The sequence below is a fragment of the Nocardia sp. A7 genome (assembly GCF_046549215.1).
GTDB lineage: Bacteria > Actinomycetota > Actinomycetes > Mycobacteriales > Mycobacteriaceae > Nocardia.
This window is the reverse complement of the sequence record NZ_JAJPWE010000005.1, coordinates 457,440-470,228: the sequence shown is the minus strand read 5'-3', so window position 1 is coordinate 470,228 and position 12,789 is coordinate 457,440. Positions and strand designations below refer to the sequence as shown.

Here is a 12,789-nt window from a genome sequence, read left to right as displayed (position 1 = left end):
TGGCCATGACTACACCACATCCACGCCGATCCACAGAGCACCCCCGGGTGGGCGATCGGCCAGGTACCACAGGTTGGGTTGCTTCAGCCCTGGGGTGGGTTCCGGGCATTCGGCTGCTGCGGGATCGTTGATGGCACACCGGAAACGGTGTCGGAGAGGATCGATCGAGGATCGGTTCCTCTGCTCGAGATCAGGGACAACACGATGTTCGTAGAGCGAATTCAGTTGCGTGCCAACGTGGTAGCGGTCAGTCTGGCTCTTGCGGTTGTCGGTGCCGCAGTCGCGGGCTGCGACCCGACAACCCAGCCGCGCAGCACCGCCGTCACCAAGACCGGCGCCGCCGAAGCAGCCGAGATCAGCACCGACGAGGCGTCGTTCCTCGAGGAGATCAAGATCAACGACGCGACCCTGCCGGGGAAGTCGGCGAAGGAGATGGTCGCCGCGGGCCATGCGACGTGTGAACACCTGCGTGGCGGCGAATCCGTTCTGGATGAGACTTCCGCGCTCGAGCAGAGATACCAGTTCGATCAGGGCCCGCTGTTCCTCAGCGCCGCGACCACGAATCTGTGCCCGGACTTCGTCTCGTGACCGCCACATCTATGCCGTGAAACGCCCACCATCAGCCTGCATCAAGCTGAGACGGCCCAAAGTGGTCCGCAACCCGTGACGTTCAGCCGCGCGAGACTGCTCGGGTCGAGCGATTCTGTTCGACACCATCGTGCACGGCAAGGACATCGCACTGACCCTCGGCCGAACCATCGCCGTCGACCAGCAAGCGGCAGCAGCCGTAACCGTCCGCGAGCCTCAACGCCATGACCGCCCCGCCTCGCGCGAATCACCTGGTTCCGGCGGCTGAGTCTGTTCTGGCACAGGCGATGTCGGTCGAATGGCATACAGCGCACAGCGAATACGGGCCGTAGGCTTCCCTACTGTATGGGCGGTGTGCGGCGATAAGTGACTGTGCGAGAAGGTAGATGGTGACAGCGGCGGTGAATCTGGCGGCAACGGCTATCGCGACGGATTCCCTCGGTCCAGGTCGCCGCGCCGTGGTCTGGGTACAAGGATGTCCGCTCAACTGTCGTGGTTGCGTCGCACCCGACTGGATTCCGCTCGAAACCAATCGGATTGTTACGCCGGAGGCGCTCGCTGTCCAGGTCCTGGCCATGCCGGAGATCGGTGGGCTGACCCTCAGCGGCGGGGAACCCATGCTCCAAGCCGCGGTTCTGGCCGAACTCGTGCGACGCGTGCGTGCGGTGCGTGACCTCGACGTCATCTGCTTCACCGGATTCACTCTCGCGCGCCTGCGTGACAACCCGCCAACGGCCGAGGTTGCGGACCTACTGGCGGTGATCGACGTCCTGATCGACGGACCGTACGTGGCCGCTCGCGATAACGGACGTGGTCTGCGGGGCAGCGACAACCAGACGATCAACCACCTTACCGACCGGCTGCGCGGCAGCGAGTACGACTTCGCGGACCGTCCGAGAACGGCTGAACTGCACGTCGACGCGCGCTCGGTGACCCTGGTCGGGGTACCGCCACCAGGGCTGCTCACCGCCCTCGACGCCGCCCGCGCTCGACACACGCGCGAATCGTCGCGCACACCGTCGGCCCTCGAATCAGATGGGCCCAAGATCGTCAGTGAGGTACTGGGATGAGTGGCCGCAAGCAGATCTATGTCGATGAGGCCGAATGGAACCGGCTGCGTGCCCAAGCGGGCGATCTCGCCCAGGTCAATCGGGACCTGCCCGGGCTGCTCAACCGAATTCGAGAGCAGACGGAGCAGAGCGCGCAGCGCGCGGTGGACGAGATGTCGCGGCGGCAAGCCGGTTTCGAGAGCGCCGTCGCGGATCTGAGCCAGGACGTGCGCGAAAGCGAACAACGGTCGGATCAGCGGTTGCGTGCGAGTACGCACGAGATCATGACGCGACTGCGCGACCAGGGCGCGACAGTGCGCGCCGAGAACGCCGCGGGGTTGCGTGCGCAGCGCGAGGTATTCGAGCGCGCGCTCGCCGACGAACGCACCGAACGGCAGGCGCGGTTCGCCGCGGTCGATGCCGAAGTCGCTGATTTGCAGACCGATAGTGCCCGCGCGGCGGAACTGACCGCGACCTACCTCGCAGACGCTCGAATACTGCGCGCCCAGGCCGCGGCCTACCCGCACGAGCGCCTTTGTCCCGGTCGATTGGCTGGCCTCGACGCCGAGCGAGCCGATCTGATCGGCACGCTCAACGGCGGCATCGCGGCTGGTTTTCTGCTCGGCCCGGCGCGCGCGCTCACCCGGCAATTGAGCGAATTGCGTTCGGAGCTAGCGATTCTGGACGCGCAGTGGCGAGCGTGTCGATTGGCCGCTGAAGGTGGTCTTGTGCAATTGCGCGAGCTGATCTGCGGGAACGCGACCATCGATTCGGCCGCCACGTTCGGCGTGGACACAACCAAGGCGCTCGATGTCGACCACTGGTCGAACGGCATGCTTGCCCAACTCGACACCGAGGTCGCCCAGTTGCTCGCCAAGGTCCGCGACGACGCCGAGCCGATGTCGACCGAGGCGTTGGAAGCGCTGGTGGAAAGCGTGATTCCGGCCCTTGATCGTCGACTCGACGACACCGTCGAAGCGGCGGTCGTCGCGGTGCGCGCTTCGCAGTTGCGTGCGAATCTGGCTGAGTTGATCGCCGAGGCCCTCGACGACGAACATCAATACCAGGTGCTCGGGGCCGAGGACACCGGGTACGTCGAGGCGGATCAGCGCCGTGCCTTCCTCGCCCGCACCGTCAACCAGGTCACCGGGGGCGAGGTGATCATCGAGATCATCCCCAATGTCGAGATCGCGCGCGCACCAGTAATCGAGATCCACAGCTTCGACGGCGAGGCCGCCGAGGAGGAACGACAAGCACGCATCACCTCGATCCATGACAGCGTGCACGACCGCACTGGCATCGACTTGCGTTCGACGACTGTGGCAGCCGTTCCAGACCGAACGCGACGCGATGTCGCCAAGCTTGTCAAGACGCCGGGGACCAAGTCGCTTGGCTGAGAAGACGACAGCTCCGGGGGCCTCCGAGCTCGCCTTCCCCGAACGATTCCGTGGCGCGCGGGTACCTCGGGTCGGCGAGGTGTTCTGGATCGTGCATGGACCAGGGGCCACCGATGTGTTTGTCGGTGCCGACCTGTGTTTACGCGAATCCGCCCAAGCGATCTGGGAGGTGCTGCGCGACAATGGATTTCAACGCGTGGTATTCACCGACTATCGTCGGGCCGTCTACTTCCATGACGCGCGGTCGCGCGCGCTCACCAGGGGCGAGCCACCTCCTGAACGGGTGTCGAAATCGAGAGCACGCACCGGTTTCGCCGGTCCGATGGGCACGATGCTGCTGGACCGGCCACGGACGGAGCACAATCCGTTGTCGCGGTCGGCGCCGCGGGCCAATGACGCGCATCAGCTCACAATGCTCGACGGGTTGATGACCAAGCGGGACGTACGTACCGCGCTTGTCATTCCGGGTGCCGAAACCTGGCTGGCTGAGATTCCAGGGTCGTCACGACGGTCCGCGTCGCAGATGCTGTTGCGTTGGGTTTCGGGCCAGGTCGCGCCCCGCAACCTGTGTGTATTGCTCTTCGCCCGTGCTGAATTCGCGGATGCGGTCGAGGCGATCGCGAGCTACGGCTATCCCGAGTTCGCCACCGGGCTCGCAGACCTGGCCCCGACCCGGACAGCGGTGGTCGGCTACGCCGACGAACGTGAGATCGGTCGGCTCGTGCACCACCTGCGGTTGACCAGCGGCCTGCGCGTCGCCGACTGGACCACCCTTGACCACACGATCAGGACCATGGCCCAGCAGCGATTCGCGCTGCGCTCCTGGCGCGAACAGTTGCTCGTGCTCGCCGAACAACGCATCGCACTGAGCATCGAGGCGCTCGGCCTCACCGCGTCCGCGCCGCCCGACAGCCGCGATATCTGGCAGCGTCTCGATGACATGGTCGGCATGTCCACGATCAAGGACTTCCTGCGCGGGCACAGCAAAGCGGTGCGCGCTGATCGAGTTCTGTGGGGCGAGGACCGCACCGAGGGCGAGCCGATGTCGCTGCACCTGGCGCTGAGCGGTTCACCGGGCACCGGTAAAACAGTGGTCGCCAATATGATTGGCGAGCTGTATCGGGATATGGGCTTGCTGAGTTCAGGTCACCTCATCGCGGCGACCGTGGAAGACCTTGTCTCGCAATATGTCAGCGAGACCGCAGCACGCACCGGTGCACTCGTACAGCGCGCACTCGGTGGCGTCTTGTTCATCGACGAGGCCTACCAGTTGATGAACGGGCACGGCCAGGAAGCCATCAACCGGCTAGTCGCGGAGATGGAGAATCACCGCGACGACCTCGCTGTCATCATCGCCGGCTACGAGGCGCCGATCAACGAACTCATCGACACCAACCCCGGGCTCGCCAGCCGGTTCCCGCACGACAATCGCATCGTCTTCCCCGATTTCGCACCGGCGGAACTACTTTCGATCCTGCTCGGGTGCCTCGCCAAGGAACGACTACCCATCACCGACGAGCTGCGGCAGAACTTGGGCGTGCTCGTCGGGAATATGCATCGCACCCGCGGCGTGGACTTCGGCAACGGCCGTGACATGCGCAATCTCGCGCAGGCGATCAAGCGGCGCTGGGCCGAACGCGTCGAACTCACCGACGCGACTGCCATTCCCCCGGCAACCACCGACGACATTCCAGCGAACCTACGCAGCTTCCTCGGCACGACAGCGCCGGTGGAAGAGGTGCTCGCCGAACTTACGCCGATGATCGGCCTCGCTGACCTCAAAGCCACCATCACGGGCCTGGTCGAGGTGCTCAAGCTGCGGCAACGTGGCGGCCGCAAACCGCCGGTCGCACCGCACATGCTGTTCACCGGCGCGCCCGGGACCGGCAAGACCACGGTCGCGCGGCTGATGGGCCGAGTGTTCGTCGCCCTTGGCTTGCTGGTGAAAGGCCACGTCGTCAGCACAACCTCGGCCGACCTGATCGCCGGCTATGTCGGCCAAACCGCGCAGGCGACCAGGGCCAAGATCGAACAAGCGCTTGATGGTGTCCTTTTCATCGATGAGGCATACGGGCTCAAGGCTACCGGCGAGAACAGTTTTGCCAGGGACGCGGTCAACGAGTTGGTGGCGATGATGGACACCCATCGCGGTCGCCTGGTGGTGATCGCCGCGGGCTATCCGGACGAGATGGCCGAGTGGGTCAGGGAGAACGCGGGACTGACCTCCCGATTCTCCAGAACACTTGTCTTCGACGACTACGAAAGAGCCGAGCTGGAGCAGATTTTCGCGGGTGTTGCCGAGGCCGAAGGCTACGACCTCGCCGAAGGCGTCCTCGCCGCCGCCGGACACACTCTGGACGGGCTGCGTTCGCGGCAGGGCAGGCACTTCGGCAACGCGCGCACGGTCCGCAACCTGTTCGAACAGGTCGAACTGCGCTGCGCCACCCGCCTCGCCGCGAACAGCGATGGCGCGGTGCGGATCATCGCTGAGGACGTGCCGGCCATGCGGGACCTGCGATGACACCATGCGCGTGCCCGGTCTGCCTGACCGCGTCAATCGCCCCGGAATGCCCGGCCTGCGGCTGGGTCCTCACGGCCGGGCCGTGGCTTGGCGCGATCACCCCGGATCGCGAGCAGGCCTTTGCCGCCGAACTCACGCAAGCGTGCCGTCGCGTGGATCTCGTCGCCGCCGCTCGTGCGGCCGCGGTGATCCAGCCACAGCGACGCGGAATGCTTCTCGGTCTCGTCCGCGGTGCGCCCGCGACCGAGGACGAGCTCACTCCCATACATCGGCGCCCGAACAAATCCGACGTCGCGGCATTGACGTCCACGCTCGGGTGGCTTGTCGGGGCAGGCGAGCGAACCCTCACCGTCATCGATATCGACAGCTCGGGCATTGAGGTGCTCGAGCTCGCCGCCGATGCGGTCGGTGTGGTGCGGCGGGTCAGCACACCGCGCGCTGTCGCGTGGACAGACCTGGTGTCTGGGTTGTCGTCGGTCTCGGAAGAGGCGCTGTTCCAGCTCGCCGGGGGCGTCGGGTTGCTCGCGCGCACCTGCCAGATCAATCTGGCGCAAGCCGATCGAGAGCTGTCAACCACTGCATTGTCGGGAAGAACGGTTGTTCTGCAACGACTTTCGGGCTGGCACCTACCGGACCGGCTCGCCGCTCGCTGGCCCGAGGTTCACCACGTCAGCGGCTCGCGCGACAGCGGGCAGCTCATTCGCGCCATCGCGGCCCACACGCCGTTGCTCAACGGCTATCACCTGCTTGCGGTCACGATCGATAGCGAGGGATGGACACGACCGCACTGCGTGCCGCTATTTCCCGCTGGTGCCCAGGCCATCGAAACGCCGCCGACCACGGTGACAATCGAGCTCCCCGCCGGGGCCGCTGACGTGTTGGTCGCGATCACCGCCCCCCAGGCTGCTGCCGCGCACCTGGGTTTCGACGCGGTGCGCGTCTTGCGTTGGTCGGTGCCCGAAACACAGACCGCGACACTGGAGTTCATTCTCAACGGGCCCGGCGACGTAGTGGTGCGCGGGCCGGGCTCGCTGATCCTCGACACCGAGGCCGCCGCGAACCTGGCGACGTCGATCCGAACGATTCCCGAACGCTACCGCCCGCCATCGGGCGCGGTCGACGTTGCTTTTGCCGTCGAATTGTGTGGCAACGACGACGAGGTCGCACAGCGTAGGCAGTTGCTCGCGGACTGGCTCGCCGAAATTGCCGACCGGCACTCCCATCAACGCGGGCTTCGGGTGGCGGTCATCGGCTACCACGATCATCACGGACCGCAACCGCGCGGCATCGTTCGCGTCCACGAATTCGACTCGACGACAACGCGAATGGAGACAATCGCAGACCTGGCGGCAAGCCAGGTGCGCGGCGCGGATTACCTCGCCCCGCTCGAAGACGCCCTCGAATTGGCGACGACCCTGTCGTGGCGAACACCTGCGGTGCCACGGCGTCTGTTGATCGTGGGCCGCCGCGCACCCTATGGCGACGACAGCGCATGTCCGAACCGGCTGCGCTGGCAAGACTCGCTCGGTCGATTGCGCGACAACGGGATCGAGGTACTCGCTGTGTGGGACACCCCACCGGGGCTGAACCCGATCTCGCGGCGCGGTCGACAGATGGCGACAGTGTGGCGGGCGCTGAGTTTGCCTGGCGAGAGTCGCGAACTCGGCAAGGTGACGCCGACCTGGCTCACCGATCACCTTCGGCTTCCAAAGCCGGCGAAAGACACTGCGGTCCTACAGTTTCCGATCTTCGACTCGATCAAGCAGGAGTTCAGCGAATGACAGGTCCAGGGCAGGCAACGCCGCAACCGCCGGCTCAGGTCCGGATCGGGCTCTGGGGCCCGCCCGGCAGCGGCAAGACCACGTACCTCGCTGCGCTGAAACTTGCTGCGCTGCAGACGAACTTAGCCGGGAACTGGAAGATGTCCGGCACTGATGAAGCGTCGAGTGAGTTTCTGCGTGACTCGACCGAAATGCTGACCAAGAAGGGTGAATTCCCGCCCTCGACCATTCTCGGACAAAACTTTCTCTTTCAGTTCATCGGGGAACGCACCGTGATTCCGGAAAAGATGAATCGGCGGTTTTTGGGCAGACAGGCCCCGCCCGAGGAACCGATTATCGCACGCGATGCCTTCGATCTGGACGTCCTCGACGTTCCGGGGGTCAGCTACGGGACGGAGGCGACGGCCCGAACGCGCGAGGACAGCCGCCCTATAACGGCTGAGCTGAGCATGGACGACGATGAGCCGCGGCCAAGCGGCGGTGACGATGCTTTCCGCGGTGCGCAATCAGCGTCGACCAGTGAAGACCAATTGCTCGATCACTTGCAAGACTGCCAGGGCATCGTCTTCCTCTTCGATCCGGTCCGTGATGCCACCGACGGTGACGCGTTTGACTACTTCCATCCGATCATGGAGAAGCTGACTGCTCGAATGATGCAGTACGACAACGCGGGGCCGCGGCTGCCACACCGGGTTGCCGTGTGCGTCACCAAATTTGACGACGAGGAGGTATTTCGGGTCGCGCGTAATCGCGGATACACGGTGAGTGGTGTTGAGCGGCCGTATTTCCCGACCGTCGACAATGGGCGCGCCAAGGACTTCTTCATGCGGCTGTGCCAAGACAACTTCACCTACTCGGACCTGGTCTATCGAGGCCTCACACAATACTTCTACGAGAGCCGCATCGAGTTCTTCGTCACCTCGTCCATTGGTTTCTACGCGCCTACGGGAAGGTTCGTGCTCGGCGACTTCGCCAACACAGTTCGCGCTGACACCGGTGAGATGCGGATCAGAGGCAGGGTCCAGCCGATCAATGTGCTCGAGCCGCTTGTGTGGATGCATCAGAACCTGCGCGGAACCGCATGAGTATCTCCGTCCAGGTCGGGTGGGCGATCGTCAGCAAGCCCGCTGGCACCAAGAGCGACTATTCGGTGCGCGCCATGAGCCGCGAACTGTGCTCGGACGCGGTCATTCGCGAACTCGTGCTCGCGCGCAGTCCGGGCAACCCGCCGGTGGTGCATGAGCGCGGGCCGTCGGCGTTGCCGTGGGTCTGGTTCGTCCAGCCACTGATTCGAGACAAGCGCTATCTGTCCATTGTGATTCGTGAATGGACCGATCGGATCGACGGCACCAACCGTCCGATCGCCAGCAATCGGTTCGTCTGCGTCGACCTCGATGAGTTCATCGATAGCGGCTGCGGCTTCGCTGACCTGTACGCCGCCGTGCAACGGCTCGAGCTCCCGATCGATCCGGTCGATCCCAGCGCGAGTGAGCCAGCCGCCCTCGAGCTCACCGGCACGGCACCGGTCATCGGCAACTGGGGGACCGCGCGGGCAATGTCGGATGCGGCTGCCGCGCTGATAGAGACACCGGTAACGCTGATCAACGGCCCCACCGAGCTGATCGACCGACTCGCAGTCTTCGACGCGATCGCGCAACTGCTCCCCAGCGGCGCGCGCCGCTGGATTTCGGTGAGTTCTTGGGCCGACGTAGCGGTTAACCGCCTGCCACTGCTCATTTTCGCGCAACGCGGGCGTGGCGGCGACACCGTGATCGATCTGGAGAATCATCGGCCGACGCCACTTTCGCACGCGGCGCAGTCATATCGGGACCTGTCCGACACGTTGCGTGCCAAGCACTCGGAACCAACCGTGCGAGACCACCTGCGACGACAGTCCGCGATGCGCGAGCGTGATCCGGCCAAGGTGACGATGGCCCTTGCCGACCTCGACCTGGCGAGCATCGTCGCCGCGAAAGCCGAGCGCGGGCACGTCGATGTCACGGAAGTTCGCAGGCTCGGCCGGCAGGACCGCTTCGGTGATCTCTCCGACGACGAGCTGACCAGCGTCGTGACGGGCTACCTCGAGGTCGCGCATACCGAGGATCTCGCACTGGATCGCGAACTCATCGGTGCGTACCTCTACCGCGACCAGGACGGGTTCGCTGACGCGCTCTTGCGGTTGCTCGAGGAGAAGCCAACCGCCCAATCGATAAGCGAACTCGCCGTGGTCACTCGCTCGGTCGACCTGGCGCACATGTTCGGTGACGCGCTGCACCGCGCGCACAACATCAACCAGCGACTCTTCGATCCGGCTGAGCTCGGCCAGGCGGTGGTGGCGCTGATCGAGCAGCAGTATTGGACGACCGCGCTGGCCCCGCTCGTTGCCACGATCCCCGGTTTCGCGCGCGTCGCCGCCCGACCGGCATTTCTCACACGCGGTCAGGGTGGTCAGTGGGTGGCACATGTCAACGCCGTAGCCGGTATCGAATCGCCGTGGTCGAAGTTGAGAGCGTCGCTGGATGCCGGTGCCGGCGTGACACCACCTGGTCCTGCTATTGAGGACCTGTGGCAGATCGATCCCGATCTGGTCCGAGAACTGCTTGCTCGCAGCATTATTCAAGACCCAGCGATTGTCGAGGAGTTGCTCGACCGCGTTTTGTCGACGTTGCTGTATCACGACATGGAAGAGGTTCCGTCGGCACTGCTCGGGCAACTCAGTGACATCGTGGTCGCCGATCCGGACCGACAGGCGAGGATCGACTTCATCCTCTACCGCAAGCAAGCCAGGCCGAAACAGGGTTTCAGCGAGCCCGGCGACGCCTACCGGGCGCGGTTGATCGACCTGGTGGTGACGACTCCGATGACGTCGCTGGAGCGGGCGCGGGTGATCGTCGCTATCACGGCACGACTGTGCCCGCGCTGGTCAGCCCGCAACGCGCAATCGACCCTTGCCGGGCTGTGGGAGCTGAGCCATCTGAGCCAGACCGACGCGAGCGCGAAATCGGCGGTGGCTCGGGCCATCGAGGTCGAGAATCTAGCGACCAACGGCCAGTTGTTCAGTTTGCTCCCGCTAGGTGGATGGCAGCGCGAGCTGAGTGCTGCCGGCAACGTGTTACCGGGGATCGCCATTCAACGAATTCGCTCGCTCGGGCCGAAGGCGTCAGTATCCGACGTCGCCGTTGCCATTGCGCAGGCCAGCAACGCCGGCGTTCCTCCGAAAGACCTTGTCGCGGTGTTGCGTAGCATCTCGTGGCAGGGACCCAATGTGCTCGGCTGGTTCGAGTTGGCCAACCTCGTCACCGCCGAACTCGTCGATCGGCAGTCCGCGCGGCCGAGCGAACCGGGAGCTTTCCTGATCGCGGCCTGGGTTGATGGCGAATTCGGTCAGCCGAGCGAGCACAACCTTCGCACGCTCGCTCACTATGTGAAAGCGCAGACCGAGCTGTCGAAACGGATGACGGAAGCGCTGAACAGCAACGATTCCCGGTGGGGAAAGCTCAGCGGGAACGTCAACGGCATTCTTGGTCGGAGTAAGGCCGACAAGAAGCACCGGGGGGAGCGCGATGACTTCACCGAACAGTGAGCGCGAACTCCTAGCTGCGGTAGCGGCGACGACTGTCGAGAACGGGCACACGCTCGTGTGCCAGGTCGGCCAACGTGTGGTCGTTGCGGCGGTCGTGCTCAGGTCGCACGGTGCCCTCCGCGTACTCGATACCCAATCCGCTCAGATCGGCGATGCCGAACCGAGCGCACGCATGCTCAGCGCGAACGGGTCCACGCCGACTCCCGATCGCGTCGCCGCGCTCAACACCGAGCGCGCACACCGCGCCGGGCGCGCCGATCTGCTTCTCGCACGAGCGCTGACGCACCGTCAGTATCTGGCGACTCCGGTGTATCTATCGGGTGCGCACGGCGGGCCCATCGACGCGGCGACTGTCCTGGCCGCATTGCGTCCCTTGGCCGAGGTCGTCGCCGATGTCATTGCCGCGCTTGTTGCCCGCGCGAGCCCCTCGATGCGCCTCGACCTCGCCCTCACCGGCATCAGCGCACTCGGTCCCGTTGTGGATTCGGCCCATATCGCTGTCGGCGGACGGCTTGAACAGGCGCGAGTGATCGAAGCGACTGACGTCGAAACCGGGAGAACCCGGATTGCCACCGGCGTCGTGCGCGTGGTCACCAAGTATCCGCATACAGTCGGCGTGCTCACCCATCGCATCCGCGATGGTTTCCTCACCCAAGCCATCGAATCAGTCCCGGTCGTGCCAGCTACGCAACTGGTCATCGAGTGTCAGGTGCCGCAACGGATTGCACAGATAATGCGGATTCGAGTGGATGGTGACGGCGGCTGGCTGGCCGTGGACGCGTCGGCTGCTCGGCAGTTCCCCGCAGGCCGCTACTGGCTCTCGGTTGACCCGAGTCGTACCGAGTGGGGTCGCCTGCAGGTCACGGCGGACTCTGGCGACATCACCGATATACCCATCGAGCCGGAACGGGGGATCGCCGCATGAACGATGAGCAAGCGCGCACTGCCATCGGGGATACGCTGGCCGACAACACAATTCCGTTCCCAGGGGTTCGCGCACTAGGGCAGGCGATCGACTGGTCGGTGGCAACCGTCGCCGACGCGCTGGCGCATCGAACAGACCACCGCGACAGCGCCGACCAGTCAACCCTTGACCTACTGATAGCCCTTGATGACGCCCTCGACCGGGTATGTGACCTGACCGATCGCCTACCAGCCCTCGCCTCCGCTGCCACGAGTGGCGCCGAGGTGGCCGAGGTACTAGCCCGACGCACCGATGCGCTCAGGGCCCGCACCGCCGAACTCGCCACGGCTCGTGCTGATTTCGCACGCGTAGCCGAAACCGAGGCCGAATTGATGGCTGCCGGCGTTGAGTACGAACAGATCAAAGACCGGATCGCCGAGTTCAACCGCTTGCGCGCGCTTGCCGGTGAACTACCGGCGCTGCGCGAGCAGCAGCAAGCCCTGCTCGGTAAGGAAGCTGACCTGATCGTCGCGACCGACGAGCTCGAGCGGGATATGGCGAGTACGAGCACGCGTGTGCTCACCCTCGCTCAGGACCAGCAGGCACGATTGTCCTCGCACCTGACTGAGCTGTTGGCCCAGATCCAGGCAGTCGAGATCGGTAACGCCGCAACGGCGAACCGATGCGCACAGGCGCGTGCCGAAGCCCAGACCCTGCGCGATGACCACGCCGAACGGGTCGCCGAACTGTCCATCCACGCCGAAATCAGCAAGCAACTGCTCGACCAGCTCGGCGGTGTCGCCGATACGTCGGCCCTTGGGCGAGTCGAAGCACTCGTCACCGAAGCCGGCGACCTGCTGCGCCGCGTCGACAGTGGCCTCGGCACGGCGCTGCGTCGCTACGACGAACTCCGCACTCGCGACCACCAGGTGTTGACCTGGGGCGGCCAGGATTGACATGGCGAAA

9 protein-coding genes are annotated in these 12,789 nt (G+C 65.0%); all 9 read left to right on the top strand.

The features are described 5' to 3' along the window. Positions 1-204 precede the first annotated feature (204 nt). The 9 genes from ACLJPD_RS27710 (at position 205) to ACLJPD_RS27670 (ending at position 12,779) form a co-directional block, all read left to right on the top strand. The gene (locus ACLJPD_RS27710; protein ID WP_410876088.1) at positions 205-588 is read left to right on the top strand and encodes a DUF732 domain-containing protein; all 384 of its coding nucleotides are present in this window, start codon (positions 205-207) and stop codon (positions 586-588) included. A 386-nt stretch (positions 589-974) separates the two neighbouring features. Beyond that, positions 975-1,658, top strand: a complete 684-nt coding sequence (locus tag ACLJPD_RS27705) for a 4Fe-4S single cluster domain-containing protein (RefSeq protein ID WP_410876087.1) — start codon at positions 975-977, stop codon at positions 1,656-1,658. Continuing rightward, a complete protein-coding gene (locus ACLJPD_RS27700) occupies positions 1,655-3,034 on the top strand; it encodes a hypothetical protein (protein ID WP_410876086.1) in 1,380 nt (459 codons plus the stop codon). Before ACLJPD_RS27705 ends, ACLJPD_RS27700 begins: the two co-directional genes overlap by 4 nt. Further along, positions 3,027-5,555 (top strand): AAA family ATPase, encoded by a 2,529-nt coding sequence (locus ACLJPD_RS27695; protein WP_410876085.1) that lies wholly within the window; start codon positions 3,027-3,029, stop codon positions 5,553-5,555. Before ACLJPD_RS27700 ends, ACLJPD_RS27695 begins: the two co-directional genes overlap by 8 nt. Beyond that, entirely contained in the window at positions 5,552-7,336 is a 1,785-nt protein-coding gene (locus ACLJPD_RS27690) for a hypothetical protein (protein WP_410876084.1), read from the top strand. Before ACLJPD_RS27695 ends, ACLJPD_RS27690 begins: the two co-directional genes overlap by 4 nt. After that, positions 7,333-8,421, top strand: a complete 1,089-nt coding sequence (locus ACLJPD_RS27685; protein WP_410876083.1) for a hypothetical protein — start codon at positions 7,333-7,335, stop codon at positions 8,419-8,421. Before ACLJPD_RS27690 ends, ACLJPD_RS27685 begins: the two co-directional genes overlap by 4 nt. Further along, positions 8,418-10,919: a hypothetical protein gene (locus ACLJPD_RS27680; RefSeq protein WP_410876082.1), complete on the top strand. Its 2,502-nt coding sequence runs from the start codon at positions 8,418-8,420 to the stop codon at positions 10,917-10,919. Before ACLJPD_RS27685 ends, ACLJPD_RS27680 begins: the two co-directional genes overlap by 4 nt. Then, positions 10,900-11,844, top strand: coding sequence for a hypothetical protein (locus ACLJPD_RS27675; protein ID WP_410876081.1), 945 nt, complete (start codon positions 10,900-10,902; stop codon positions 11,842-11,844). The genes ACLJPD_RS27680 and ACLJPD_RS27675 overlap by 20 nt, the downstream gene beginning before the upstream one ends. Beyond that, complete coding sequence (locus tag ACLJPD_RS27670) at positions 11,841-12,779, top strand: hypothetical protein (RefSeq protein WP_410876080.1); 939 nt, start codon at positions 11,841-11,843, stop codon at positions 12,777-12,779. Before ACLJPD_RS27675 ends, ACLJPD_RS27670 begins: the two co-directional genes overlap by 4 nt. Positions 12,780-12,789 lie beyond the last annotated feature (10 nt).